The following is a 26142-nucleotide window of genomic DNA, read 5'->3' as shown; positions in this document are numbered from 1 at the left end:
GGCGGGCTGGTTCATGGGAGGTTTAGCTTTCGAGGCCGGAATAATAGGACTGAAGGGAGCGAACTTCAAGCGAATGGCCGCGCACGGCCCGGATGGCGCGGGCCACGGCGAGGCTGGCGGAGACCGTCGTGACGTAGGGCACCTTGCGGTTCAGCGCGGTCGCACGGATCGACTGGCTGTCCTTGAATGACTGCCACCCTTCGGTCGTGTTAAAGACCAGGCTCACCTCGCCGTCGACCATCTTGTCGACGACGTGCGGCCGGCCTTGCGCCACCTTGTTGACCAGCGTCACCGGCAAGCCCTTCCCCGCCAGGAAGCCGGCAGTGCCCGTGGTCGCGATGACGTCGAACCCCAATTCGATCATTAGCTGCACAGCTGGCAGGATTTGGTCCTTGTCGCTGTCTTTCACCGACACGAACAGCGTGCCGCCGTCCGGCAGCCTGGTGCCCGCGCCAAGCTGGCTTTTGGCAAAGGCGATGTCGAAGTCCTTGTCGATGCCCATGACCTCGCCGGTCGACTTCATCTCCGGGCCGAGGACGGGATCGGTGCCCGGGAAGCGGGCGAACGGGAAGACGCTCTCCTTCACCGCGACATAGCCCTGGGGCTTGCGCAAGGATGGGAGGCCGTCCAGCGCCTCGCCGGCCATCACCCGTGCCGCGATCTTCGCCACCGGGACCCCGATCGCCTTGGCGGTGAACGGCACGGTCCGGCTGGCGCGCGGGTTGACCTCGATCAGGTACACCAGCCCATCCTTCACGGCGAATTGGACGTTCATGAGGCCCTTGACCTTGAGCGCGAGGGCAAGCTCACGCGTCTGCCGCTCGATCTCGGCCACGATGTCGGGCGACAGGCTGTATGGCGGGATCGAGCAGGCGCTGTCGCCGGAGTGAACACCGGCCTCCTCGATATGCTCGAGCACGCCGGCGACCTTCACGTCCTTGCCGTCGCAGATGGCGTCGACATCGACCTCCACGGCGTCGCGCAAGTAGCGGTCGATCAACACCGGCGAGTTGCCCGACACCTCCACGGCGGTGGCGATGTAATTGTCGAGCTGGGCGGGTCCGTCGACCACCTCCATCGCCCGGCCGCCGAGCACGTAACTGGGGCGAAGCAGCACGGGATAGCCGATCTTCTCGGCCACCTGCATCGCCTCGTCCCGGCTGCGCGCGATGCCATTCTCGGGCTGGCGGAGCTTCAGCCGGGCGACCAGCGCGGCGAAGCGCTCGCGGTCCTCGGCGAGGTCGATGCTGTCGGGCGACGTGCCAAGGATCGGGATGCCTGCCGCCTGCAGCCCGGCGGCGAGCTTAAGCGGCGTCTGCCCGCCCAGCTGCACGATCACGCCCGCCAGTTCACCGCGCGCTTGCTCGCGCTTGACGATCTCCAGCACGTCTTCCTGCGTCAGCGGCTCGAAATAGAGCCGGTCCGACGTATCCGGATCGGTCGAGACCGTCTCCGGATTGCAGTTGATCATCACCGTCTCATAGCCCGCATCGCGAAGCGCGAACGCGGCGTGGCAGCAGCAATAATCGAACTCGATCCCCTGCCCGATTCGGTTCGGCCCGCCGCCCAGGATGACGACCTTCTTGCGGTCGGAAACCTCGGCCTCGTCCTCGGGCTCGCCGAACAGCGGGGCTTCGTACGTCGAGTAGAGGTAAGGCGTGGACGCATCGAACTCGGCCGCGCAGCTGTCGATCCGCTTGTAGACCGGGTGCACGCCAAGGTGCTGGCGGTGCCACCGCACCTCGTCTGCCGTCACCCCGCCCGTCATCGCCCGCATCGCCGCATGAACGATCCCACGGCCCCGCGCCTGAAGCTCGCCCATCTCCCGGTTCATGCCGGTCGAGCGCAGCGACAGCTGCGCCAGCCGGGCGTCGCTGAAGCCCATCCCCTTCAGGCGCCGCATCTCCGCAGCGTTGTTGGGCAGACCGAAGGCGCGGACCTGACCCTCGGCACGGACGATCTCGGCCAGCCGCTCCAGGAACCAGGGGTCGAAGCCGGCGATGTCGTTGATGCGGTCGACGGTGAAACCATGACGCAGCGCCTCGGCGGCGACCAGCAGCCTGTCGGGCGTCGGCGTGGCAAGCGCGGCGGCGATCTCGTCCGTGGAGGCGTCTTCCAGATGCCGCACCCGGTCGAGACCGTTCAGCCCGATTTCCAGTCCGCGCAGTGCCTTCTGCAGGCTCTCGGCGAAGGAACGGCCGATTGCCATCACCTCGCCCACCGATTTCATCGCGGTGGACAGGTTGTTCGATGCGCCCTTGAACTTCTCGAAGGTGAAGCGCGGGATCTTGGTGACGACATAGTCGATCGTCGGCTCGAAGCTGGCCGGGGTCGCGCCGCCGGTGATGTCGTTCGCGATCTCGTCCAGCGTGTAGCCGACCGCCAGCCGCGCCGCGACCTTCGCGATCGGAAAGCCGGTCGCCTTGGACGCTAGCGCCGATGAGCGCGACACGCGCGGGTTCATCTCGATTACCAGCATCCGGCCGGTCTTGGGATCGACCGCGAACTGGACGTTCGATCCGCCGGTCTCGACCCCGATCTCGCGCAGCACGGCGATGCTCGCCGAACGCATGCGCTGATATTCCTTGTCGGTCAGAGTCAGCGCGGGGGCGACGGTGATGCTGTCGCCGGTGTGGACGCCCATCGGGTCCACATTCTCGATCGAGCAGATGATGATGGCGTTGTCCGCACGGTCGCGGACCACCTCCATCTCATATTCCTTCCAACCAACGACGCTTTCGTCGATCAGCACCTCGGTCGTCGGCGAAGCTTCCAGCCCGGTTCGGACGAAGTGGAGATACTCGTCGCGGTTGTAGGCGATCCCGCCACCCGTGCCGCCCAGCGTGAAGCTGGGGCGGATGACGGCCGGCAGTCCGACGCTGTCGAGCGCGGCCATGGCTTCCTCGACCGAATGGATGATCGCCGACCTGGGGCTTTCGAGCCCGATCCGGTCCATCGCGTCGCGGAATTTCTGGCGGTCCTCGGCCTTCTCGATCGCCTCGGCATTGGCGCCGATCAGCTCGACGCCAAGCCGGTCGAGCGTGCCATCCTTGAACAGCGCCAGCGCGGTGTTGAGCGCGGTCTGCCCGCCCATGGTCGGAAGTAACGCGTCCGGCCGCTCGGCCTCGATGATCTTGGCGACGATCTCGGGCGTGACCGGCTCGATATAGGTCGCGTCGGCCCCCTCCGGATCGGTCATGATCGTCGCCGGGTTCGAGTTGACCACGATCACGCGGTAACCCTCGGCTTTCAGTGCCTTGACCGCCTGGCTGCCCGAATAATCGAACTCCGCCGCCTGGCCAATGACGATCGGGCCGGCGCCGATGATGAGGATGGACGAGATGTCGGTGCGCTTGGGCATTAGTAGTCGATCGCTCCTTCGCGTCCCCGATTGCCGATAAAGCGATGCCGCAGGTCTGGCGTCGCATCCACCACCCGCTTGACGCAGTCGAAGGACGCCGATGCGCGCCCCTGCATGTCGGCCGCGGCCAGATCGACCATGGGATGGGCGTAGTCCACCCAATTGCCTGCGATGATCTTGAACGCCTGTCCGGGCTGATACCCGCACCATGCCTCGAGCTGCGGGGCAAAAGCACTGACCGCCATGCCGGCACGGTAACGGGGATAGCTGTCGAGTTGGCCACGCCGGCGCAGCTCGTCTAGCGCCTTGCGCTTGTCGCGCTCGTTGCGCTCGGCGCCATGATAGAGCGCGGCCTCGTGAGCCTGATCCTTGTCCGCGAATTCGAACCGATATCGGCTGTCGAACATCAGCTTTGCGAGTGCGCGGTGATCAAGCTTCGCGAACTCAGCTTGAGGTACTCGCAACTGAATGATTTCGACGCCCTCGTCGTTGACCTTCCGCATCCATGCGTCATTGATGCCGAGCGAATTCAGTGCCGCGTGAAGGCCCGGTCCCTTGACGTCGGGAGACGCGTTGAACTCGGCCTCCTGCCGCTTCATGCGTTGCTGCATGGTCTCGACGTGCCCGCGTATCCCGGGTGCTTCGCGGTGGCAGCCGCTGAGAAGCGGCGTCACGGCAAGAACCGCAAGCATGCTTCTCACCGCATCATCCCCACGAACCGCTCGAACAGGTAGAAGCTGTCCTGCGGGCCCGGGCTGGCTTCGGGGTGGTACTGCACGCTGAACACCGGGCGGCCTTCCAGTTCGAGCCCGCAATTGGAGCCGTCGAACAGCGAGACGTGCGTCTCCTTGACGCCGGCCGGAAGCCCCTCGCGCTCGACTGCAAAGCCGTGGTTCATGCTGGTGATCTCGACTGCGCCGTCGGCCAGTCGCTTGACGGGGTGGTTAGCGCCGCGGTGACCCTGGAACATCTTGGACGTCCGGCCCCCGACGGCGAGAGCCAGAAGCTGGTGACCGAGGCAGATGCCGAACAAAGGCTTGCCGGTGTCCAGCATCTGGCGGATCACCGGAATGGCATACTCCCCCGTCGCCGCCGGATCGCCCGGGCCGTTCGAGAGGAAGAAGCCGTCGGGATTGTGCCCCATGATCTCGTCAAACGTCGCGGTCGCGGGCAGGATGGTGACCTCCGCACCTGCCTCGACCAGCGAGCGGAAGATGTTGCGCTTGGCGCCATAATCGATCGCGACCACATGAGCGCGCTTCGGCTCTCCGCCAGCGTGCGGCAGCGGAGCATCGCCATAGCCGATGTCCAGGTTCCAGTGGCCGCCTGACCAATGCTCCAGCTGCTCTCGGCTGACCTCCTTCGCGAGGTCCATGCCCTCGAGGCCGGGCCACTCGGCCGCCATCCGCTGCAGCGCCGGCAGGTCGAACTTGCCGTCAGCCCGATGCGCGATGACGATGGTCGGCGGGCCTTCCTTGCGCACCAGCCGGGTCAGCGCCCTCGTGTCGAGCCCGGCCAGGCCGATGCGATCGTGGCGCTTCATCCACTCTGGAAAGTCGATCGTGCTGCGAAAGTTGCTCGGTCCCGTGACCGCCTCGCGCACGATACAGCCGAGCGCATGGGGATCGTCGGCCTCGACGTCCTCGTCATTGGCGCCGACATTGCCGATGTGCGGGAAAGTGAAGGCGACCACCTGCCGGGCGTAGGAGGGATCGGTCATCACCTCCTGATAACCGGTCATGGCGGTGTTGAAGCACAACTCTCCAACCGCCTCTCCTTCCGCGCCGAACCCCTGGCCCCAGGCGACCCGGCCATCGGCGAACACCAGGACTCCGGTCGCGCCGCTGGGTTGAGGCGCAGGCGCGGGCACAGGGCTGGCCATCGGGTGGAGGCTCCTTCGGGAATGGACAACGATGTCGCTAAGCGGCGGTCGCTAAGCGCTTGCGGCGGTCCGGTCAACGGCTGGTCAGGCCGGAAAACCGCCGCTACGGCTGGCCGCTTTCCCGAACGAGACGAGACGATGATCCGAGATGACATCAAGGCCGCGCTGGTTGCGGCCATGAAGGGCGGCGACAAGAGCGCCACGGGCACGATCCGGCTGATCCAGAGCGCCATCAAGAATCGCGATATCGAACTTCGCACGAGCAGCGCGCCGGCCGACGATGACCAGGTCGTCACCGAAGTGCTGCAAAAGATGATCAAGCAGCGCCGCGAATCGGTCGACCTCTATCGCAAGGGCAACCGCGAAGAGCTGGCAGCGACCGAAGAAGCCGAGATCGCCGTCATTGAGCGTTTCCTGCCCAAGCAGTTGGACGAAGCGGAGGCGACCGCCGCGGTGCAGGCGCTGATCACCGAGCTTGGCGCGTCGAGCATGAAGGACATGGGCCGGGTCATGGCCGCCGTGAAAGAACGCTACCCCACCAGCATCGAGCCGGCGCGCGCCAGTGCGCAGGTGCGGGCGGCGCTGGCCTGAACAACCTCTCTCCCGAAAGCGATGGTGGGAAGTTAAGGTCGGGCGTGACCTGCTCCGAATCAGTGATCCGGTGACCCTCTCCCCTGCCTTTCTCGACGAATTGCGCGCCCGCACGCTGCTGTCGGCCATCATTGCCAGCCAAGTGAAGCTCACCCGCGCCGGCCGTGAATACAAAGGCTGCTGCCCGTTCCACGACGAGAAGACGCCAAGCTTCTACGTCAATGACGAGAAGGCCTTCTATCATTGCTTCGGCTGCGGCGCGCATGGCGACGCCATCCGCTTCCTGACCGAGCAGCGTGGACTGCCGTTCATGGATGCGGTGAAGGAGCTTGCTGACAAGGTCGGGATGCAGGTGCCGGCGCCGGACCCCCGAGCGCAGGAGAAGGCCAGCCGCGCGGCTACGCTGCACGACGTCATGGCGGCGGCGCAGCTCTGGTTCGCCGAGCAGCTTCAGAAAGACGAAGCCGGCGAGGCGCGGGCCTATGTGAAGAAGCGTGGCTTCTCTTCGCTCACGGTGCAGCGCTTCGGGATCGGCTTCGCGCCGGACGGCCGGACCCGGCTCAAGGCGGCTTTGAAGGAGCAGGGCGAGGACAAGCTGGTCGACTGCGGCCTGCTGATCCGGCCCGAGAAGCCGAACAAGGAGGCCTACGACCGCTTCCGCGGGCGGCTGATGATCCCAATCCGCGACGCACGCGGCCGGGTGATCGGCTTTGGCGGTCGGATCATCGGCACGGGCGAGCCGAAGTACTTGAACAGCCCCGAGACCGTCCTCTTCGACAAGGGCCGCACCCTCTACAACATCGACCGCGCATCGCCCGCCAGCCGCCAGGCCAACCGCATCATTGTGGTCGAAGGCTATATGGACGTGATCGCGCTCGACCAGGCGGGCATTGCCGAGAGCGTGGCGCCCAATGGTACCGCGCTGACCGAGGCGCAGCTGGCGATCCTGTGGCGACTCGACCCGGCGCCGATCCTCTGTTTCGACGGGGATGCGGCGGGACAGATGGCCGCCATCCGCGCCGCCCTGCGCGCCCTTCCCCACCTGGCGCCGGAACGGACCCTGCGTTTCGTCGCGCTGCCCGCCGGGCAAGATCCCGATGACCTGATCAAGGCCGGTGGCCGCGCAGCCATCGACGCTGTGCTGGCCGAGCCCGAGCCGCTGGTCGACCGGCTGTGGCGGCACGAATTCGACGCCACGCCGCTCTCCACCCCCGAAGAGCGCGCCGGGCTGAAGCAACGCCTGCTCGCCCACGCCACGGCGATCGGCGATCGCAGCCTGTCGCAGCTCTACCGCGAGGAATGGCTCGGCCGCTTCGACGCGCTGACCCAGCGCGAGCGTCCTCACCGGGGCGGCGGCTTCACTCCCCAGCGCCGCGGCAACTGGGTCAAAGGCAAGGGCTTTGTTCCGCCCGAGCCTCCCGCCAGCCCGGCCGCGCGGAGCATCGGGTCGGAGGGAATCGACCGTGCCACCGCCCGTGCGGTACTGACCGGCCTGTCGCTCTACCCCGATTCCATCGCCGAGCACTTCTCGGCGCTGCAGCGCCTGTCCTTCCGTGACCGGGCTGCCACGGAGGCCCGGGATCGCCTGCTGGACGCGGCGCTTTCCGGCCAAGCGCTTGATCGGCAAGGCATTGCCACCATATTGCGAAGTGCAGGAGCTGCGTCCTTCCTTTCCGAGGGGCGGCGCGGAGCAGGCATGAGCTTCACCTTCACCCGTCCGGACAGCGATCCCGAGCGCGCCACGCGCGACCTCGGCATCGCCATCGAGACCCTCTGCGCTCAGGCGGAAATCGCCGCCGCGCTGCGGGAAGCGACCGATCGTCTGGGCGCGGACTGGAGCGAAGAATTGGTCGGGGAACAGCAGCGGCTGCACCTCGCCAAGGACGAAACAACCAAGCGGCTGGCGGAACTGGCCGCGGGCGACTAAGTGGCGGCACGATGGCGAAAGCAGAGATTCAGGAAACCGAACCCCAGGACGGCGACGATGCGCCCCTGATCGACCTCAACGACGCTGCGATCAAGCGGTTGAAGGCGCGCGCCAAGAAGCGTGGCACCATCACCATTGATGAGATCAACGCAGCGCTGCCGGCCGACCAGAACGAGCAGATCGAAGACCTGATGTCGGAACTCAACGACATGGGCGTCCAGATCGTCGAGCGGAACGAAGGCTCCGACGACGATGAGGACGAGCAGGATTCGGACTCCTCCAACGAGGCCGAAGAGGTCGACCCGCTCGACGACGGCGGCGCGCGTCCGGCCGCCGCGGTCAAGAAGGAGCCGACCGACCGCACCGACGACCCGGTGCGCATGTACCTGCGCGAGATGGGCGCCGTTGAGCTGCTCAGCCGCGAGGGCGAGATCGCCATCGCCAAGCGCATCGAGGCTGGCCGCGACACGATGATCTGGGGTTTGTGCGACAGCCCGATCACCTTCACCTCCATCATCGAATGGTCGAACGCCCTCAACGAAGGCCGCATGCAGCTGCGCGAGATCCTCGATCTCGAAGCCATGCTGTCCAAGGGTCCCACCGCCGAGCAGATCAACGCCGCCGAGAGCGAGGATGGCGAGGGCGCGGGTGAGATCAGCGCCGCGGTCGCCGGGCCGACCATCAAGGAAGACGCGGAGCCGGAGGAAGCTCCCGCCGCCGACGACGAGGAAGACGAGTTCACCGAACGTCGCGCGCGTCCGGAAGGCGCCGCCGAGGAGGAAGAGGACGACAACACCCTCAGCCTCGCGCAGATGGAGGAAACCCTCAAGCCGCAGGCGCTCGAGAAGTTCGCCCTCATCACCGGCCACTACAAGAAGTTCGCCAAGCTGCAGGACGCGCGGCTGAACGCCATGTCGGCCGGCCAGGCCTACCCCCCGGCCGAAGAGAAGAAGTATCAGAAGCTGCGTGAACAGCTCACCGCCGAAGTCGAGGCGATGCAGTTCCACGGCTCCAAGATCGAGTATCTCGTTGAGCAGCTCTACAGCTACAACCGTCGCCTGACCGCATTGGGCGGGCAGATGCTGCGCCTGGCCGAGCGCCACCGCGTGCCGCGCAAGCAGTTCCTCGACGAATATATGGGCAATGAGCTCGACGAGGCGTGGCTGCCGCGCGTCGCCAAGCTCGACAAGAAGTGGGCCGCCTTCACTGCCGCCGAAGGCGACAGCGTCGACTGCATCCGGGTCGAGATCGGTGAGATCAGCCAGGCCACCGGCATGAACCTGGCCGAATTCCGCAAGATCGTGAACATGGTCCAGAAGGGCGAGCGCGAGGCCCGCATCGCCAAGAAGGAAATGGTCGAGGCCAACCTGCGCCTCGTCATCTCCATTGCCAAGAAGTACACCAACCGCGGCCTGCAGTTCCTGGACCTCATCCAGGAAGGCAACATCGGCCTGATGAAGGCGGTGGACAAGTTCGAGTATCGCCGCGGCTACAAGTTCTCGACCTACGCCACCTGGTGGATCCGGCAGGCGATCACCCGCTCGATCGCCGACCAGGCGCGGACCATCCGCATCCCGGTCCACATGATCGAGACGATCAATAAGCTCGTCCGCACCAGCCGCCAGTTCCTCCACGAGACGGGCCGCGAAGCGACCCCGGAAGAGCTCGCCGAGCGACTCTCCATGCCGCTCGAGAAGGTGCGCAAGGTCCTCAAGATCGCCAAGGAGCCGATCAGCCTCGAAACGCCGATCGGCGACGAGGAAGACAGCCACCTCGGCGACTTCATCGAGGACAAGAACGCCGTCATCCCGGTCGACGCCGCCATCCAGGCGAACCTCAAGGAGACGGTGACACGGGTACTGGCGTCACTCACCCCGCGCGAGGAGCGCGTGCTGCGCATGCGCTTCGGGATCGGAATGAACACCGATCACACGCTCGAAGAGGTCGGCCAGCAGTTCAGCGTGACCCGCGAGCGTATCCGGCAGATCGAGGCCAAGGCGCTGCGGAAGCTGAAGCATCCGAGCCGGTCGCGGAAGATGCGGAGCTTCCTCGACCAATAACGCCGCCCATCCCGAGCGAAGTTGAGGAGCGCCGGAGTGGCGCGCAGAAGGCGCGGCTGTCAGCTAGCCGCCCTTATCGGCACGTCCGAAGTCCTGTCGTACTCGCCGCTTAAAAGGCAAGCACGCAGGCTGGCCTGCGCATCGCTCTCTCTTCGCCTCAGGTGACAATCGCTGCGCGCTTGCCACCTTACCCTCGGCCGCTCGTTGCGCATTCCATGCACACCCGTCAGCTCGGCCGGTCCGGCCCCCTCGTCTCCGCTCTCGGCCTTGGCTGCATGGGCATTTCCCACGCTTATGGCGACCCGCTTCCCCGCGCCGAGGGCGTGGCGCTGATCCGGGCGGCGGTGGAGCGCGGGGTGACCCTGTTCGACACCGCCGAAGTCTATGGCCCGTTCGAGAACGAACGCGTAGTCGGCGAGGCGTTGAAGCCCGTCCGCGACCAAGTGGTCATCGCCACCAAGTTCGGCTTCCGCTTCGACGCCGACGGCAAGCAACTCCCCGGCACCGACAGCCGCCCCGAAACCATCCGCGCCGCGGTAGACGGCTCCTTGAAGCGTCTCGGCATCGAGACCATCGACCTCCTCTACCAGCACCGGGTCGACCCCGCGCTCCCGATCGAGGATGTGGCGGGCACCGTCCGCGACCTCATCGCCGCCGGCAAGGTCCGCCACTTCGGCCTGTCCGAGCCCGGCCCCCAGACGCTCCGCCGCGCCCACGCCGTCCAGCCGGTCGCCGCGGTGCAGAACGAATATTCGCTCTGGTGGCGCGCGCCAGAAACCAACGGCATCTTCGACGCCTGCGACGAACTCGGGATCGGCTTCGTCCCCTACTCCCCGCTCGGCCGCGGTTTCCTCACCGGCGCGCTGAAGCCCGGGCAGGCGCTGGCGCCGGACGACATGCGCGCCAAGCTGCCCCGCTTCCAGGCAGACGCCCTCGCCCGCAACCAGGACTTCGTCACCCTGCTGCAGGAGATCGCCACCGAGAAGGGCGCCACCCCCGCGCAGGTCGCGCTCGCCTGGCTGCTCGCCCAGCGCCCGCATATCGTCCCCATCCCCGGCACGACCAAGCTCCGCCGATTGGAGGAAAATATCGCCGCGGCCGATCTCACCCTCAACGACGAGGAGCTTGACCGCATCGAGGTCAGCGCGAGTGAGCTGGAGGTCGCCGGCGACCGCTACGCCCCGGCGCAGATGGCGATGGTCGGGGTCGAGGCGCCGCTCAAGCACGACGCCTGAGCTAGAGTCCCCGGACCGCCGGCGGCAGGGTCCTGGCGCCCAGCAACAGCTCCGTCAGCGCCCAGACCATCGCATCGGCGCGGTCAGGGCTGTGGCCGGGCCCCTCATAGCCGCCGCCGGCGATCAGTCCCATCAGCTGCGCCTCGAGCGAAGGAAAGGCGCCGTGAAGGAACGCACGCCCGGCCTCGAACCGCAGCGCGACCGGCTCGGCGCGGCGGCTCTTGCCTTGGGTGGCGGTGACCATGCGGACGTGAAGGTCGGGCGCGGCCGCATGCAGGACGCTGCGCACCATCTCGCCCCCTTGGTTGCGCTCCGCCACAACCAGCGCGCGGCGGTCGCTGGCCCGCTCGCCATGCAGCGCCGCCGCGTCGCCAACCGCCGCTGCCCACCGTTCCGGACGGCTCGCACTGACGCTGTGGTCGGCCAGGACATGGCCCCGGCCCTCGGGGTCGATCGCGCAGGCGACGATCCCGCACGTGCCCTCGCCGCTCGGCGGATCAACCCCGATCACCACTCGGGTGAAGGGCGGGGCGGGCGTGGCATCCGGCCAGCGGCTGGCCTCGATCATGGCGGCGGTCCACAGCGCCCCGGGCGTGTCGGCGATAAGCTCACCGTCCAGCTCTTGTCGCCCAAGGCGCGTGCCGCCGAACAGGCGCTCCATCGCCTGCCGGAATGCGGGCGACAGGTGCGGATTGGCGTTGGTCGAGCCGCCCGTGCGGACCGTGCCCCCATTGTCCAGGATCGACTGAAGCAGGCCGCCGCCCCGCGGCGTAGTGGTGATCAGCGCGCGCGGATGTGAGCCGAGGCGCAGCCCCATCTGCAGCATCTGCCAGCTTTGCTCCGCCTTCTTCCATTTGGCGAGCTCGTCACACCAGGCGATGTGATGCTCAGGCCCCCTGAAGGACTCGGGCGAAGCGCCGGAGAAGAGGCTCGCTTCCGACCCATTACGGAACAATATTCGGCGGCGGCTTGGCACCCAGCTGGCAATCAGGTCACCAGCCACCTCCCGCAGACCGCTGCGCCCCTCGACCATCACATCGCGCGCTTCCTCGAACGTCGCGCCAACCAGTGCGATGCGCAGCTTCTCTCCCCGGCGGACCTGCTCTGCGACCCACTCCGCGCCAGCCCTGGTCTTACCGAACCCGCGCCCCGCCATCAGGACCCAGGTTGACCAATTGCCCGCCGGGGCGAGTTGCTCGGGCCGCGCCCACAATCGCCAGTCGGCAAGGGTCGCCTGCATCAGCGGAGGGTCCAGCTTTTCCATGAAGTGGCGAAGCTGCTCATGGCTCAGGTCGGCAATAAGCGCCTCAAGCTCACCTTGTTTCACTCTGGGTCATCGTTCGGCGTCGAAGGATGAGCCGTCACGTGGCGCACCGCCATGATCCGCGCTGCGAGGGTTCGACGCAGTTGGGCGGGATCGACCTGCGGCAACCGACCGCCAGCAGAGGAGCGCGCGGCGCTTGCTCCGCGCAGGGTCAGCAGCTTGACCGCCGTTTCCGCACTGACCACCGGTGCTCCGTCGGGAAGGCTGCTCCCGGTCAGGGCTGATGTCGCGGCCATGACCAGCGCAAGCTCGAGCCGTTGGTAATGATGCTCGAGCGGATCGGCTGTGCCGGCGCTCTCCACCTCCGAATTCGAACGATCCGCGCCTTGATGGTTCATGCGGCGAGAAGGTCAGACGAACTCCTACATGTCAACTTTTCTCGCCTATATGGTTCTCTTTTCTAAGCTTAGCAGCCGTCGGTTCACTTTGACCTTGCGGGGGGCGACTGGTGCGGTATCAAGAGGTTGCTCGGCCCAAATATGCTGTGACCCCCATCTTTTGTTCTCTGCTTGTTCTTAAGGAACGAATAGAGTACATCGGCTCCATTGCGGAATTAATTCCGCGGGTGCTGACGAGAGGATGAGGGCGATGGCAACGCAGTTGAAGGTCGTCGGAATGAGCGGGGATGTGGTGAGCACGGATCGGCAGAAGGCATTGGACGCGGCGCTGGCGCAGATTGACCGCGCGTTCGGCAAGGGCTCGGCGATGAAGCTGGGCAGCCGCGAGAAGATGGAAATCGAAACGGTGTCGACGGGCTCGCTTGGGCTCGACATCGCGCTTGGCGTCGGTGGCCTGCCGCGCGGACGGATTATCGAGATCTACGGTCCGGAAAGCTCGGGCAAGACCACGCTTGCACTGCATTCGATTGCAGAGTCGCAGAAGATCGGCGGAACGGCGGCTTTCGTCGACGCTGAGCATGCGCTCGACCCGGTCTATGCCAAGAAGCTTGGCGTCAACATCGACGAGTTGATCGTCTCGCAACCCGACACGGGCGAGCAGGCGCTGGAGATTGTCGACACCTTGGTCCGCTCGAATGCGGTTGACGTGTTGGTGGTCGACTCCGTCGCGGCGCTGGTGCCGCGGGCCGAGATCGAGGGCGAGATGGGCGACAGCCACGTCGGCCTTCAGGCGCGTCTGATGAGCCAGGCGCTGCGAAAGCTGACCGGCTCGATCAGCCGCTCGCGCTGCACGGTCATCTTCATCAACCAGGTCCGCATGAAAATCGGCGTCATGTACGGCAATCCGGAGACGACCACCGGCGGCAACGCGCTGAAGTTCTACGCTTCCGTGCGCCTCGACATTCGCCGCACCGGGCAGATCAAGGACAAGGACGATATCGTCGGCAACACTACTCGCGTGAAGGTGGTGAAGAACAAGGTCGCGCCGCCGTTCAAGCAGGTCGAATTTGACATCATGTATGGCGAAGGTGTCAGCAAGGTGGGCGAAATCCTCGACCTCGGCGTCAAGGCCGGGCTGGTAGAGAAATCGGGCGCCTGGTTCAGCTTCGACTCGATCAGGATCGGCCAGGGCCGCGAGAATGCCAAGGTATACCTTCGCGAGCACCCCGACATTGCCGACCGCATCGAGAATGCGGTTCGCGGCCGGAAGGATGAAGTTGGCGAGGCACTAATGGTTGGCGCCGGTCCGGAGGACGACGCCTGAGTTGCCGTGACTAGGCCGGGCTTGCGCAAGCGAGTTCGGCCTGGTCGAAGTCAGCCATCCGAACGCCGGCTTGCCGTTCCGGAAAGGCCGTGGTGGATTTGCCCATGACGGTCTTTAGGCGCCAATTCCCTACTCCGCCGCAACCACCCTGGCGCCGCCCGCCCTTTTGGGCAGTCGCTCGAATAGGCGCTTACGATCAGTTAACACCACTAGCAGAGCGCCGACCCAGCCGCACACCGCCAGCCCGATCAGGAAGGGCCGCTGGGTTCCGTCAAAGCTCTGCCCAATAGCGAAACCGGCTGCCGAGGCCAGCACCGTACTGGCCAGTCCCTGGATCGAACTCGCCATTCCGGCGATGGGCGCCATCTTCTCCATCGCGAGCGTGTTGAGGTTGGAGGAGGTGAAGGCGAAGCTCGCCATCGTCAGCCCCTGCAGCACAACGAACTCCCCCAACCCCTCGCTCCAGAGCATCGCGGCCAGCGCATGGAGGCTGGTAATCACGACAAATGCGACGACCCCCAGGTGTCCCACGCGCCGGAGCCCAAGCCGTCCGACGAAGCGGCTGTTGATGAAGGCGGCCAGCGCCATCGGAGCGGCCACCGCGCCAAACACGACGCCAATCCGGCTCGCGGCATCGAAGGTATCGAAGACGATCTGCTGAATGGACGAAATATAGGCGACCAGCCCCGAAAAGAACGCCGTCTGCGCCAGCGTATAGCCCAGCGATTGGCGCTCGCTCAGCACCTTTCGCGCGGCCTCCCACAGTTCACCAAGTTTGAGGCTGCGGCGATATTCGGCGTGCAGCGTCTCCGGCAGGCGGAGATAGCTCCACACGCCCAGAAGCACGCCATAGCCTGCCAGAGCCCAGAAGATCGCCTGCCACGGTCCAATGGCGAGGATGGCCTGGCCGAAGCTTGGCGCCAGTACCGGCACCAGCATGAACACCATGAAGGTGAGGCTCATCACGCGCGCCATCGCCTCGCCTTCGAACAGGTCGCGAACCATCGCCACCACCAGCACGCGAGTTACCGCGGCGGACGCCCCCTGCAGCAATCGGCCAGCAATCAGGACCTCGAAGCTGGGAGCAATGGAGCAGAGGCTCGCGAAAACGGCGTAGGCGGTGATCCCGGCGGTGAGGATCGGCTTGCGGCCGAAGCGGTCGGCCAGTGGTCCCCATAGCAACTGCCCGAAGCCGAACCCCAGCATGTAGATAACAATGATCAGCTGTCGCCGATTCTCTTCGGTGACATGGAGGTGCGCGCCAATGTCAGGCAACGCCGGGATCATGGAATCGATGGCGATCGCGTTGAGGGCCATTAGCGCGGCCAGCAGGGCAACCATCTCGCGCGCGCCCGGTCGCGGCCCGCTGCCGGGCAGGTGGTGAAGGGTGAAAGGCATGGAAGTCAGGCCCAATGGACCGCCACACCGCCAAGTTCCAGCCAGCGTGACGATTTCGCAAGATCGTCGCCTACTGGCGTGACTAGCCAAGCCATGCCAGACTTGCCCGATGATCGTCGTCCATCATCTTGAAAACAGCCGCTCGCAGCGCATTCTCTGGCTGCTGGAGGAGCTTGGCCTGCCTTATACGATCAAGCGCTACCAACGTGATCCCAAGACGATGCTCGCGCCACCGGAACTGCGCCGGCTGCACCCGCTGGGCAAGTCTCCGGTGATCGAGGACGGCAACATGGTGATCGCCGAAAGTGGGGCGATCGTCGAATATCTGATCGAGAAGGCGGGCGGGCGCCTGGGACCGCTTGATGATCAATGCGGCAAGCTTCGCTACCGCCAGTTCCTACACTATGCGGAAGGGTCGCTGATGCCGCCGCTGCTGGTCCTGCTGGTGATCAAGCGGCTGGGGCTGTTTGGCCTCCCCGCGCGAAAACCGATCCTGCGGATGCTGGACCGCCACCTCGACTATTGCGACCAAGAGCTGTCGGGCCGACCTTATTTCGCGGGCGATGAACTGACCGGGGCCGACATCATGATGAGCTTCCCGCTTGAAGCAGCCGCCAAGCGCGCCGGGCTCGATGCCTCACGCCGGCATGTCTGGGCCTGGCTCCAGCGTATCCATGAGAGGCCGGCCTACCAGCGGGCGCTAAAGGCCGGTGGTCCCTATGCATATGCTTGAGCTCACTCGCCGCAACGCGCTGGTCGGCGGCCTGGCGACGTTGGCCGCTTCCCCGATTTCCGCGGGTGCCCAGACCCGGTCGCGCTCCGGCTCGCCGCCCCCGATCGGCGCGGCCGAACGGAAGCGGCGCCTGTCGGATGTCCAGCAGCGCATGCAGAGCCTGGGCATCGGCGCACTGGTGATCGAATCCGGTCCGGCTCTCGACTATTTCACCGGCATTCAATGGCACCGCAGCGAGCGCCCCACGATGGCCGTGGTGCCGGCGTCGGGCGCGGCGATCATCATCACGCCTTTCTTCGAGCGCCCTTCCGTCTCCGAAAGCCTGCAGCTTCCGCTTGAGATCAGGCCGTGGCAGGAGGATCAAAGCCCCTACGTTCCCGTCGCCGACTATCTCAAGAGCCGGGGCGTGGGGGCGCTTCCCATTGCCTTCGAGGAAACCACCCGAGCATTCATCGTCGATGGTGTTCGGCGTCTGCTGCCGACCGCACGGCTTGCGGACGGCGCCGCTCTGGTCCGCCCCATTCGCATGCGCAAGTCGGCGGCTGAGCTCGCGCTGATGCAGCACGCCTCGGACATTACCATCAAGGCTCTCAAGCAGACCCACGCCCAGGTGAAGCTTGGCGAATCCAACCACGACATCGCCGCGCGTTTCGAGCGGATCGTCGGCGAACTCGGCGGCTCCGACACTTGGGCGCTGGTGCTGATCGACGAAGCTGCCGCACTGCCACACGGCAGTGGACGCCCGCAGGAGGTCAAGCGCGGCAGCATCGTATTGATGGACTGCGGGTGCGCGGTGCACGGCTACCAGTCGGATATCAGCCGCACCTTCGTCTTCAGCGCGGATCCCACGCCCGAGCAACGCAAGGTTTGGGGCCAGGTCCGCCAAGGTCAGGCCATCGCCTTCGCTGCCGCCCGGGTGGGCGCTCCGGCCGGCACCGTCGATGACGCGGTGCGGCGCCAATATGAAGCGTGGGGCTATGGCCCGGGCTACGCCCTCCCAGGACTCAGCCATCGCACCGGGCACGGCATCGGTATGGAAGGCCACGAACCGGTCAACCTAGTCCACGGCGAGACCACCGCGCTGGCTCCCGGCATGTGCTTCTCGAATGAGCCGGGGATCTACATTCCCGGAAAGTTCGGCGTGCGGCTGGAGGACTGCTTCCACATGACCGCGACCGGCCCCGCCTGGTTCAGCGTGCCTCCGCCGAGCATCGATCAGCCGTTCGCCTGAACCTATCGAGGCCCGTTTACTTCTTTCGGCTGAGCTCGCGCATTGCCTCGTCGAGCCCGCTGAGCGTCAGCGAATACATCCGCTCGTTCATCAGCTGCCGGATCAGCCCGGTTGACGCGCTGTGGCCCCAATAGGCCTCAGGCGTCGGGTTGATCCACGCCGCCGCCGGGTAGGTGTCGGTCAGCCGCTTGAGCCAGACCGCCCCGCTCTCCTCGTTCATATGCTCGATCGAGCCGCCGGGATGGCTCACCTCGTAGGGGCTCATGGCGGCGTCGCCGACGATGACCAGCTTATGGTCGTGGCCAAACTTGTGGAGGATGTCCCAGGTCGGCGTCCGGTCGGTCCAGCGCCGGCGATTCTCCTTCCAGACCCCTTCGTAGATGCAGTTGTGAAAGTAGAAGTGCTCCAGATGCTTGAACTCGGTCCGGCAGGCGGAGAACAGCTCCTCCGCCACCCGCACGTGACCGTCCATCGACCCCCCGATATCCAGGAACAGCAGCACCTTTACGGCATTGTGACGCTCCGGCCGGAAGTGGACGTCCAGCCAGCCCTGTCGCGCGGTGCCGTCGATGGTGGCGTCTAGGTCCAGCTCGTCGGCCCGTCCCTCGCGCGCGAAGCGGCGGAGCCGGCGCAGCGCGACCTTGATGTTGCGGGTGCCGAGTTCGCGCGTGTCGTCTAGGTCCTTGAACTCGCGCTTCTCCCACACCTTGATCGCACGACCCTGCTTGCCGGGCCCACCGATCCGGACCCCTTCCGGATTGTAGCCGCCGTGGCCGAAGGGCGAGGTACCGCCGGTGCCGATCCACTTGGATCCGCCCTCATGGCGTTCCTGCTGCTCCTCGAGCCGCCTCTTCAGCGTCGCCATGATCTCGTCCCAGGAGCCGAGCGACTTCACCGCCTCCATCTCCTCGGGAGTGAGATAGCGTTCGGCCACCGCCCGTAGCCAGTCTTCCGGAATCTGCGCGGTCAGGTCCTCGCCTTCCGCCGGGATCAGCCCCTTGAACACTTCACCGAACACCCGGTCGAAGCGGTCGAGCTGACTTTCGTCATGTACGAAAACGGAGCGGGCAAGGTAATAGAACTCTTCCGGGGAACGCTCGATCACTGCTGCGTCGAGCGCTTCCAGAAGCATGAGATGCTCCTTCAAGCTTGCGGAAATGCCCCCGCGCCGCAGCGCATCCACGAAGGTGATGAACATGGGGCGTGGTGTAGCGGCGGACCGTCCGGATGGCGAGCGGCCGCGCAGGGTTAACCTGACGGTAGGAGGTTCGCGCCAAGAACAACCGCCAACAGTGTCGAGTGGGATGGCGAAGGCAAATGGCGACGGCCGGAATCGAGCAGATTACCGAGAATGCGATCCGTACGGTCGCCCGCGATTGCGGGTCACTGTCGATCGAATGCTCGGATGTCGCGGGCTATGTCGAGGACGTCGGCAAGCGCATCTCCGATCACCTCAAGACCCTCGACGCGCTCGAGGACGTCACCACGCGCCTGCTCGGTGACCAGGCCCGCGTGGCCGACTCGACCGACGAGGCTCGCCTCCTGTCGGAACAGGCCAAGAGCAAGCTCGACGCCGGACGGGCCGCGATCGAGGACACCATCGCCGGCTTCAAGGGCCTGACGGAACTGGTGGTCCAGCTCGGTGAGCGAATGGCCGGCTTCGCATCGGCGATGAACCAGGTCCAGACCGTCAGTTCGACCATCGAAGCGATCGCCCGCAAGACGAACATGCTCGCGCTTAACGCGACCATCGAGGCTGCCCGCGCTGGCGACGCCGGGCGCAGCTTCGCGGTGGTTGCCGCCGAAGTGAAGAAGCTCGCCCACGACACTCGCGCCGCGACCAGCCAGATCGGTCTTACCATCGGTGAGCTGACCCGCGAGGCCGGCGCCGTTACCACCGAGATCAAGACTGGCGTGGAACGCAGCCGCGCCGCGCAGAAGGGCTTCGGACAAATCGGCGACACCGTCCGCGAAGTGACCGAGATCGTCTCCATGGTCGACCGCCAGACCGAGGGCATCGCTCACTCGACCAGCATGATCCAGACCAGCGTCGACCGGGTGAAGGCGTCGCTGACCGACTTCGCCGCCGACGCTCGAGAGAATGGCGGCGCGCTGATGATCGCCCAGAAGCGCCTGTCGCAGCTGGAGATGATGAGCAACACCATGCTCGACACACTCGCCAACTCGGGCGCCGAGATCGACGATACGCCGATGATCATGCTCGCGCAGGACGCGATGAAGGCAATCGCGGCCGCCACCGAGCGCGGCGTCGCGGCGGGCGAGATCGGCATGGACGATGTGTTCGACCGCACTTACGTGCCGATCCCCGGCCGCAACCCGGTGCAATATGACAACCGCTTCTGCGATTTCGCGGACGCGCACATCCGGCCGATCCTCGACCAGTTCAAAATCCGCGATGCGCGGGTGATCGGCTCGGCCATCACCAACGTCGACGGCTTCCTGCCGACGCACCTAAGCGAGCGCTGCCAGCAGCCGGGCAGCGATCCCGTATGGAACGACGCCCACTGCCGCAACCGGCGCATCTTCATGGACGAGCAGACCCGCGCTGCGATCGCCAGCGAGAAACCGGCGATGCTGATGACCTACCGGATGGAACTGGGCGACAAGAACATCGCGGTGAAGAACGTGTTCGTGCCGTTGTTCGTCAACGGCCGCCGCTGGGGCAATTTCGAGCTCGCTTACCGCGACGAGTAAACCCGCGCTCCTTACAAGTGCTTCTCAGTTCAGATCGTTGTCGACGCGCTTGTAGGCGGCAACGATGTCGGCTGGCGGATCGTCGTTGCCCTCGTCCGGCAGGGCGATCTTTCGCGTCGACGCCCAACGCTCCAGCCAGTCGATGCCGTCGGTCCCGGCGTAGGTGCTCGGCTGGTCGTAGACCGGATCGCGCATCGCCGCTTCGACGCTCACCGGCCGCAGTCTGGCCCGGCGAAGCAGCCGGGCGAGGTCGTCGAAGGTGTCAGCATTCAGCCGCGTCGCGTGCAGCAGCATGATCTGCGCGATGTCGCGTCCGAACAGGATTCGGGCGCTGCGCTGCGACCAGGCGATGTGGCGGGCGGTGTGGGCCAGATATTCCGCCCGGATATGCTGTTGCAGCCGCTTATTGCGACGGGCGATCGCGTCGTCATATGGCTCCGCGAATTCCCAATCGTCGGCGTCGATCGTCACCGGCACGAGCTGGTAGCCGTGGTGCGCCAGCCAATTTTCCACCGCTTCGCGAATGACCGGTGTGCGCCCGGTCTCAAGGTAGGGTGGCCGGAAGTAGCGCAGACTCTGGTGACGCTCGCTCAGCATCGGGCGGGTGACTTCCTCGCCCTTGACGATGTCAGCGACATAAGCGCGAACGCCCACGTCGTTCAGCGACTCATGCGAGAATGTGTGATTGCCCAGCTCCATCCCGGCGTCGAGCCAGCGTCGGAGGTCGAGGATCTGGCGGGGTCGGTCCAGCTCATCGAGTTTGCCCTCGTTGACGAAGCCGATAGCCGGCACGCGGTTGCGGCGCAGTTTGCGGAGCAGGGTTTCGGTGAGATAATCGACATAGGACTGGTCGGGCAGGATGGTCAGTGCCGGCAGGTCGTCAAAGGTGATCGCAACCTCGCCCACGCTCGCCACCGCGCCCGTGCCCCAGCAGAGCAGCAACGCCGCCAGCAAGTGCCGAAATGCGGGCACGCTCACGCGCCCTGCCGTCGCCGGTAGCGGTCTAGGAAAGTCGCGGCATGGGCATCGAGCCGCTGGTGGGCGATGGCGCCGCGCAGATCCTTCATCAGCCGCTGGTAAAACCAGATGTTGTGCTGCGTCATCAGCATCGCGCCGAGGATCTCCCCCGAACGGACGAGGTGGTGGACATAGGCGCGGCTGTACCCGGTGCAAGCGGGGCACGGGCAGCCTGGTTCGAGCGGCTCCTGGTCTTCGGCAAAGCGCGCGTTGCGCAAATTGATCGGGCCATCCAGCGTGAACGCCTGGCCGGTCCGTCCGCTGCGGGTCGGCAGGACGCAATCGAACATGTCGATCCCGCGCCGCACTGCCTCAACAATGTCGTCCGGCTTGCCGACACCCATCAGGTAACGAGGCTTGTCCTCGGGCAGCTGGCCAGGCGCGAAGTCCAGGCAGGCCAGCATCGCCTCCTGCCCCTCGCCGACCGCCAGCCCGCCGACCGCATATCCGTCGAATCCAGTCTCCCGCAGCCCGTCGGCCGATGTCCGGCGAAGATCCTGATCGAGAGCGCCCTGCTGGATCCCGAACAACGCCGCGCCCTCCGCATGGGCTTCACCACGATCGAACTCCTCGCGGCTTCTTCTCCCCCATCGGATCGACCGCTCCATCGCGGCGCGCTGGTCTTCCGCCGATGACGTCGTCGGCACCAGCTGGTCGAACTGCATCACGATGTCGGAGCCGAGCAGCCGCTGAATCTCGATCGACCGCTCCGGGCTCAGCATGTGCCGAGTCCCGTCCAAGTGGCTCTTGAAGCTGACCCCCTCCTCCGTGACCTTGGTCAGGTCGGACAAGCTCATCACCTGATAACCGCCGCTGTCGGTCAGGATCGGCCGCTCCCAGCCGCCGAACCGGTGCAATCCGCCCAGGCGGGCAACGCGCTCGGCACCGGGACGGAGCATCAGGTGATAGGTATTGCCAAGGATGATGTCGGCGCCGGCCGCGCGAACCTCTTCCATCCGCATAGCCTTCACCGTGGCGGCAGTGCCGACCGGCATGAAGGCGGGCGTGCGGATGATGCCCCGACGCATGACGATAGTGCCGGTACGGGCGCGGCCATCCGTGGTGGCAATGTTGAAGGCAAAGCGGGAAGTCACCGGCGCGCTCCTAGCGAGTGCGGCGTCTCGCCGCTACAGCCGCGCCGATGATCCATGTCTGGCTCTATCCCGTCCTCACCGCTGTCGCTTTCATAACGGGGTTCATCGACGCCATCGCTGGCGGCGGCGGACTGATCATGATGCCCGCGCTTCTGATGAGCGGCGTGCCGCCGCTGTTCGCGCTCGGCACCAACAAGCTGCAATCCATGTTCGGCACCGCCGTCGCCATGAGCAATTACGGCTGCAAGGGTCTGATCGACTGGCGCCCCAACCTCCCCGCCGCCGTGCTGGTCTTCGTCGGCGCAGCCATCGGCGCGCTGGTTGTCCAGCAGGTCAACACGCGCTGGTTGAGCCTGATCATCCCGCTGCTGCTGCTCGGCAATGCCCTCTTCATCCTCGTGTCGCCAAGAATGACGGACGAAGACGCGCACCACCGTGTGAGCAGCCGCGGCTATGCACCCGTCGGCGGCGCGATCGGCTTCTACGACGGTTTTTTCGGACCGGGCACCGGCAGCTTCTTCTCCAGCTCGCTGGTCGCGCTAAGAGGTTACGGCCTCACCAAGGCGACCGCCCTCACCAAATTCTTCAACTGGACCAGCAATCTGGCCTCCGTTCTGCTGTTCGCGCTCGGCGGCAAAGTCATCTGGCTGCTCGGCCTGTGCATGGCCGTTGGCGCGATGAGCGGCGGCTGGCTCGGCAGCCATACGGCCATGCGGTTCGGCGCTCGGCTCATCCGGCCGCTGCTGATCATCGCCAGCGTCGGACTGACCGCGCGCTTGCTGTTGGGCTGGTTCGCTTGAACGGCGGTCGAGCTTAATCGACCCCAAGCACAGCCGCGCTCACCCGTTCCTAAGGTCTGCTTGGCCACCGGGGCGGACGGGCCTACATAAGCGGCATGCAAAGCAAGGCGGATCAGCAGTGGCAGATGAGGGTGGGCCTTGGCCTGGCCATGCTGATCATCGCCGCCTTCGTCTCGCTCCATGTGTATGCGGTCTTTTTCCACCCGTGGAGTGCGGCCGGTTTGCTCTGGGCGCCCTTGCTGGTGCCCGTGCTGACCTGGCTAAGCGTTGGGCTGTTCATCGTCGCCCATGACGCGATGCACGGCAGTCTGGCGCCCGGCCACCCGGCACTGAACCGCGCCTTCGGGCGGCTGACCCTGCTGCTCTATGCAGGGTTCTGGATGGACCGGCTGAGCCCCAAGCATTTCGACCATCACCGGCATGTCGGGACCGAGCGGGATCCCGACTTCCACGCTCCGCATCCGACCCGTTTCTGGCCCTGGTATCTGAGCTTCATGCGCCGCTATTTCGGCTGGCGTGAGGCGCTTGTGATCACGGCCGTGGTCTGGACGTACGTGCTTCTGCTCGGCGCCGATGTGCGCAACGTGCTGCTCTACTGGGCGCTGCCCGCGATCCTCTCCTCATTGCAGCTGTTCACCTTCGGCACCTGGCTTCCCCACCGCCACCAGGATCAGCCGTTCGCCGATCAACATCGCAGCCGAACCAACGATTACCGCTGGCTCGCCTCGCTGCTGACCTGCTTCCATTTTGGCTACCACCATGAGCATCATCTGAGCCCCGGCACGCCCTGGTGGCGCTTGCCGGAGGTTAGGCGGCAGCGACGCCTGTCGGTCCCGAACGTCTGACGGCATGGCGCATTTCGGGCTGATCTGCCCGCCCTTCACCGCCCACCTGAACAGCTTCGCCGCCCTCGGCGAAGAGCTGGTGCGACGGGAGCACCGGGCGACCTTCATCCTCAATGCCGGAGCCATGGTGGCCGGCACCGAGCTGCCTGTGGCCCACGTGCCCGCTCGCCCGAACGATCCGTCGGTCGCCGAGGTGCTCCGTCACGCGACAAGCCCGACGGGGCTCACCGGAACTCTTCGTACCATATCCGAAAGCGCGGCGCTCACCGGTCAGCTCTGCGCGGGCGGACCGGCGCTCCTGCGGGAGCTTGGGATCGACGTCATCATCGGCGATCAGCTGGAACCCGCCGCCGGCCTGCTCGCCCGCGCCGCACAATTGCCGCAGGTCAGCATCGCCTGCGCCCTCCCGATCAACCATGCGCCGGGGGTACCCCTTCCCTTTCTCGATTGGCCATTCGACCCCTCCCCGCGCGGGCTGCAGCGCGCGCAATTCGCCGAAAAGACCGGCGAGGTGCTCAGTTGGCGCCAACGCGCGATGCTGATCCGCTGGTCGAAGCGGCTAGGCTTCCGCCAGACCCTGCGCACACCGCATGATTGCCTCGCCCCGATCCAGATTGCTCAAGTGGTGCGCGGTTTCGACTTTCCCCGGCCGGACCCCTTGCCTTTCCACGCCGTCGGTCCACTCCGCCGCCCGGTCGACGAGCACGGCGTGCTGCCCTTCCACCCGGATGCAAGCCGTCCACTGGTCTTCGCCACCTTCGGTACCTTGCAGGGTGGCCGGGTCAGGCTTTGGCGCAGGCTGTCCGACTCGGTCCACGCTGCTGGCGCAAAGCTCGCAATTGCGCATGGCGGCCTGCTCACTCCGGCGCAGGAGAGGAAAACCGGCGCGGACCACGTCCACGCCTTTCTTCCCTACCGTGCGGTCCTCCGCCACTCTGCCCTGTGCATCACGCACGGTGGCAGCAACACGATTCTGGACGCCCTCGCCTGCGGAGTGCCTTTGCTGGTGCAGCCCTTCGCCTTCGACCAGAAGGGCAATCTCGCCCGCGTCCTGCATCATGGTCTGGGTGAGCGCCTCGCTACCCGCGACCTTTCCGCGCAGATCCGTCGTCTGCTTGCCGACGATCACACGCGAGTACGATGCCACGGCATCGCGCAGCAGATCGCGGCTGCGGGTGGAACCAGTCGCGCCGCCGACATCATCGAAACAGCGCTTGGGCTAGCCGTTCGGCAGTAGCAGGCTTGAGTCGCCGTAGCTGTAGAAGCGGTAGCCTTCCGCGATCGCATGAGCATAGGCGGCCTGCATCCGCTCCAGGCCCATCAGCGCCGAAACCAGCATGAACAGAGTCGACTTAGGCAAATGGAAATTGGTCATCAGGCCGTCGACTGCGCGAAAGCGATAGCCTGGCGTGATGAATATGGCAGTGTCTCCGGCGAACGGGCGAACAACTCCGTCCTCGCCCGTTGCGCTCTCCAACAGCCGCAGTGGCGTCGTGCCGACCGCGATCAGCCGTCCACCGGCTTGCTTCGCGGCATTCAGGTGCTCGGCAGTCTCCACGTCGATCCGCCCCCATTCGGCGTGCATCTTGTGGTCGGCGGTGTCTTCAACCTTCACCGGCAGGAAAGTGCCGGCGCCCACATGCAGGGTCAGAGTCTCGCGCTTCACTCCCGCTGCATCGAGCGCCGCAATCAGTTCAGGGGTAAAGTGCAGCGACGCGGTCGGCGCGGCCACCGCGCCATCCTTCGCCGCGAACATGGTCTGGTAATCGGCCGCGTCGGCATTATCGATCGGCCGCTTGGAGGCGATGTAGGGCGGCAGCGGCATGGTCCCGGCGCGGTGCAGCAGCACCTCGACGGGTTCGTCACCGCTGAACCGGAAGAGAATCGCACCGTCATCGCCCTTGGCCTCGGCGACTGCCTCGACGCCGCCGCCAAAAGTCACCGTATCCCCTTCCCGCACCCGCTTGGCGTTGCGGACGAAGGCCCACCAGGCGCGCAGGTCCTCGCGCTTGTGCAACGTCGCGCCAATGCTCGCTTCGCCGCGTCGACCTTCCAACTGCGCCGGAATGACACGGGTATCGTTGAACACCAGTAGGTCGCCCGCGCGCAGCAGGCTCGGCAGGTCGCGAACGACGTGATCGGCCAGACCCGCAGGCGTTACCTCGAGCAGGCGCGCACTGTCGCGCGGACGCGCTGGCCGAAGCGCGATCCGCTCTTCCGGCAGATCGAAATCGAACAGGTCGACCTTCACGGGTCGCCTCGCCGAG

Annotated in this window: 21 protein-coding genes; 11 read left to right on the top strand and 10 right to left on the bottom strand. The window is 65.9% G+C overall.

Features of this window, described 5'->3' with window-relative positions:
- Positions 1-22: 22 nt before the first annotated feature.
- Genes carB through carA form a run of 3 tightly spaced genes read right to left on the bottom strand, consistent with a single transcriptional unit; the run spans position 23 to position 5243 of the window.
- Entirely contained in the window at positions 23-3361 is a 3339-nt protein-coding gene (gene carB / locus M8312_RS01985) for a carbamoyl-phosphate synthase large subunit (protein ID WP_250118719.1), read from the bottom strand.
- Complete coding sequence (locus tag M8312_RS01980) at positions 3361-4035, bottom strand: hypothetical protein (RefSeq protein WP_250118718.1); 675 nt, start codon at positions 4033-4035, stop codon at positions 3361-3363. Before M8312_RS01980 ends, carB begins: the two co-directional genes overlap by 1 nt.
- A 23-nt stretch (positions 4036-4058) precedes the next feature.
- A complete protein-coding gene (carA, locus tag M8312_RS01975; protein WP_250118717.1) occupies positions 4059-5243 on the bottom strand; it encodes a glutamine-hydrolyzing carbamoyl-phosphate synthase small subunit in 1185 nt (394 codons plus the stop codon).
- A gap of 138 nt (positions 5244-5381) precedes the next feature.
- Between carA and M8312_RS01970 the strand changes: the two genes are divergently transcribed.
- From M8312_RS01970 to M8312_RS01955, 4 genes are all read left to right on the top strand, one after another.
- Positions 5382-5834, top strand: coding sequence for a GatB/YqeY domain-containing protein (locus tag M8312_RS01970; protein ID WP_250118716.1), 453 nt, complete (start codon positions 5382-5384; stop codon positions 5832-5834).
- A gap of 70 nt (positions 5835-5904) precedes the next feature.
- On the top strand, positions 5905-7761 hold the full coding sequence (dnaG, locus tag M8312_RS01965; RefSeq protein WP_250118715.1) for a DNA primase: 1857 nt from the start codon (positions 5905-5907) through the stop codon (positions 7759-7761).
- 11 nt (positions 7762-7772) lie between these two features.
- The gene (gene rpoD / locus M8312_RS01960; RefSeq protein WP_250118714.1) at positions 7773-9821 is read left to right on the top strand and encodes an RNA polymerase sigma factor RpoD; all 2049 of its coding nucleotides are present in this window, start codon (positions 7773-7775) and stop codon (positions 9819-9821) included.
- A gap of 215 nt (positions 9822-10036) precedes the next feature.
- Positions 10037-11056 carry an aldo/keto reductase gene (locus M8312_RS01955; RefSeq protein ID WP_250118713.1) on the top strand — a complete coding sequence of 340 codons (1020 nt, stop codon included), beginning with the start codon at positions 10037-10039 and terminating at the stop codon, positions 11054-11056.
- A 1-nt stretch (position 11057) separates the two neighbouring features.
- Here the strand turns inward: M8312_RS01955 and M8312_RS01950 are convergent, their stop codons facing one another.
- Complete coding sequence (locus tag M8312_RS01950; protein WP_250118712.1) at positions 11058-12320, bottom strand: DNA-packaging protein; 1263 nt, start codon at positions 12318-12320, stop codon at positions 11058-11060.
- A 59-nt stretch (positions 12321-12379) separates the two neighbouring features.
- Entirely contained in the window at positions 12380-12718 is a 339-nt protein-coding gene (locus M8312_RS01945; protein ID WP_250118711.1) for a hypothetical protein, read from the bottom strand.
- A gap of 250 nt (positions 12719-12968) precedes the next feature.
- On the opposite strand from M8312_RS01945, the gene recA reads away from it, so the two are divergent.
- Positions 12969-14042 carry a recombinase RecA gene (recA, locus tag M8312_RS01940; RefSeq protein ID WP_284070193.1) on the top strand — a complete coding sequence of 358 codons (1074 nt, stop codon included), beginning with the start codon at positions 12969-12971 and terminating at the stop codon, positions 14040-14042.
- A gap of 129 nt (positions 14043-14171) precedes the next feature.
- Here the strand turns inward: recA and M8312_RS01935 are convergent, their stop codons facing one another.
- Positions 14172-15440, bottom strand: a complete 1269-nt coding sequence (locus M8312_RS01935; RefSeq protein WP_250118710.1) for a multidrug effflux MFS transporter — start codon at positions 15438-15440, stop codon at positions 14172-14174.
- A 109-nt stretch (positions 15441-15549) separates the two neighbouring features.
- Between M8312_RS01935 and M8312_RS01930 the strand changes: the two genes are divergently transcribed.
- Together M8312_RS01930 and M8312_RS01925 are read left to right on the top strand one after the other, a co-directional pair.
- The gene (locus M8312_RS01930) at positions 15550-16173 is read left to right on the top strand and encodes a glutathione S-transferase family protein (protein WP_250118709.1); all 624 of its coding nucleotides are present in this window, start codon (positions 15550-15552) and stop codon (positions 16171-16173) included.
- Complete coding sequence (locus M8312_RS01925) at positions 16160-17404, top strand: M24 family metallopeptidase (protein WP_250119816.1); 1245 nt, start codon at positions 16160-16162, stop codon at positions 17402-17404. Before M8312_RS01930 ends, M8312_RS01925 begins: the two co-directional genes overlap by 14 nt.
- A 16-nt stretch (positions 17405-17420) precedes the next feature.
- Here the strand turns inward: M8312_RS01925 and M8312_RS01920 are convergent, their stop codons facing one another.
- Positions 17421-18602 (bottom strand): vWA domain-containing protein, encoded by a 1182-nt coding sequence (locus tag M8312_RS01920; RefSeq protein ID WP_250118708.1) that lies wholly within the window; start codon positions 18600-18602, stop codon positions 17421-17423.
- Between the two features lie 119 nt (positions 18603-18721).
- Here M8312_RS01920 and M8312_RS01915 point away from each other — a divergent pair, with 119 nt between their 5' ends.
- On the top strand, positions 18722-20119 hold the full coding sequence (locus M8312_RS01915; RefSeq protein WP_250118707.1) for a methyl-accepting chemotaxis protein: 1398 nt from the start codon (positions 18722-18724) through the stop codon (positions 20117-20119).
- Positions 20120-20143: 24 nt separating this feature from the next.
- On the opposite strand, the gene M8312_RS01910 is transcribed toward M8312_RS01915, so the two are convergent.
- Together M8312_RS01910 and tgt are read right to left on the bottom strand one after the other, a co-directional pair.
- Positions 20144-21091, bottom strand: coding sequence for a polysaccharide deacetylase family protein (locus tag M8312_RS01910; protein ID WP_250118706.1), 948 nt, complete (start codon positions 21089-21091; stop codon positions 20144-20146).
- A 2-nt stretch (positions 21092-21093) separates the two neighbouring features.
- The gene (gene tgt, locus M8312_RS01905) at positions 21094-22230 is read right to left on the bottom strand and encodes a tRNA guanosine(34) transglycosylase Tgt (protein WP_250118705.1); all 1137 of its coding nucleotides are present in this window, start codon (positions 22228-22230) and stop codon (positions 21094-21096) included.
- 47 nt (positions 22231-22277) lie between these two features.
- On the opposite strand from tgt, the gene M8312_RS01900 reads away from it, so the two are divergent.
- The 3 genes from M8312_RS01900 (at position 22278) to M8312_RS01890 (ending at position 25112) form a co-directional block, all read left to right on the top strand.
- Positions 22278-23030 carry a TSUP family transporter gene (locus M8312_RS01900; protein WP_250118704.1) on the top strand — a complete coding sequence of 251 codons (753 nt, stop codon included), beginning with the start codon at positions 22278-22280 and terminating at the stop codon, positions 23028-23030.
- A gap of 95 nt (positions 23031-23125) precedes the next feature.
- On the top strand, positions 23126-23875 hold the full coding sequence (locus M8312_RS01895; RefSeq protein WP_250118703.1) for a fatty acid desaturase: 750 nt from the start codon (positions 23126-23128) through the stop codon (positions 23873-23875).
- Between the two features lie 4 nt (positions 23876-23879).
- Positions 23880-25112 carry a glycosyltransferase gene (locus tag M8312_RS01890; RefSeq protein WP_250118702.1) on the top strand — a complete coding sequence of 411 codons (1233 nt, stop codon included), beginning with the start codon at positions 23880-23882 and terminating at the stop codon, positions 25110-25112.
- Here M8312_RS01890 and queA read toward each other — a convergent pair.
- Positions 25095-26126: a tRNA preQ1(34) S-adenosylmethionine ribosyltransferase-isomerase QueA gene (queA, locus tag M8312_RS01885; RefSeq protein ID WP_250118701.1), complete on the bottom strand. Its 1032-nt coding sequence runs from the start codon at positions 26124-26126 to the stop codon at positions 25095-25097. The two genes, M8312_RS01890 and queA, sit on opposite strands and share 18 nt — an antisense overlap.
- Positions 26127-26142 lie beyond the last annotated feature (16 nt).

This window comes from Sphingomonas sp. KRR8 (assembly GCF_023559245.1).
In the GTDB taxonomy this organism is placed as follows: Bacteria; Pseudomonadota; Alphaproteobacteria; order Sphingomonadales; family Sphingomonadaceae; genus Sphingomicrobium.
Note: the sequence above shows the minus strand (reverse complement) of the source record. Positions and strands in the feature narration are given on the sequence as shown.

Excerpts from the sequence above, each read along its gene's own strand:
- rpoD (WP_250118714.1), top strand. The coding sequence starts at position 7,773 with ATGGCGAAAGCAGAGATTCAGGAAACCGAACCCCAGGACGGCGACGAT.
- M8312_RS01920 (WP_250118708.1), bottom strand. The coding sequence starts at position 18,602 with ATGTTCATCACCTTCGTGGATGCGCTGCGGCGCGGGGGCATTTCCGCA.
- M8312_RS01915 (WP_250118707.1), top strand. The coding sequence starts at position 18,722 with ATGGCGACGGCCGGAATCGAGCAGATTACCGAGAATGCGATCCGTACG.
- M8312_RS01935 (WP_250118710.1), bottom strand. The coding sequence starts at position 15,440 with ATGCCTTTCACCCTTCACCACCTGCCCGGCAGCGGGCCGCGACCGGGC.
- M8312_RS01955 (WP_250118713.1), top strand. The coding sequence starts at position 10,037 with ATGCACACCCGTCAGCTCGGCCGGTCCGGCCCCCTCGTCTCCGCTCTC.
- M8312_RS01950 (WP_250118712.1), bottom strand. The coding sequence starts at position 12,320 with ATGGAAAAGCTGGACCCTCCGCTGATGCAGGCGACCCTTGCCGACTGG.
- M8312_RS01890 (WP_250118702.1), top strand. The coding sequence starts at position 23,880 with ATGGCGCATTTCGGGCTGATCTGCCCGCCCTTCACCGCCCACCTGAAC.
- M8312_RS01970 (WP_250118716.1), top strand. The coding sequence starts at position 5,382 with ATGATCCGAGATGACATCAAGGCCGCGCTGGTTGCGGCCATGAAGGGC.
- M8312_RS01925 (WP_250119816.1), top strand. The coding sequence starts at position 16,160 with ATGCATATGCTTGAGCTCACTCGCCGCAACGCGCTGGTCGGCGGCCTG.
- carA (WP_250118717.1), bottom strand. The coding sequence starts at position 5,243 with ATGGCCAGCCCTGTGCCCGCGCCTGCGCCTCAACCCAGCGGCGCGACC.
- recA (WP_284070193.1), top strand. The coding sequence starts at position 12,969 with ATGGCAACGCAGTTGAAGGTCGTCGGAATGAGCGGGGATGTGGTGAGC.
- M8312_RS01930 (WP_250118709.1), top strand. The coding sequence starts at position 15,550 with ATGATCGTCGTCCATCATCTTGAAAACAGCCGCTCGCAGCGCATTCTC.
- M8312_RS01945 (WP_250118711.1), bottom strand. The coding sequence starts at position 12,718 with ATGAACCATCAAGGCGCGGATCGTTCGAATTCGGAGGTGGAGAGCGCC.
- M8312_RS01900 (WP_250118704.1), top strand. The coding sequence starts at position 22,278 with ATGATCCATGTCTGGCTCTATCCCGTCCTCACCGCTGTCGCTTTCATA.
- M8312_RS01895 (WP_250118703.1), top strand. The coding sequence starts at position 23,126 with ATGCAAAGCAAGGCGGATCAGCAGTGGCAGATGAGGGTGGGCCTTGGC.
- carB (WP_250118719.1), bottom strand. The coding sequence starts at position 3,361 with ATGCCCAAGCGCACCGACATCTCGTCCATCCTCATCATCGGCGCCGGC.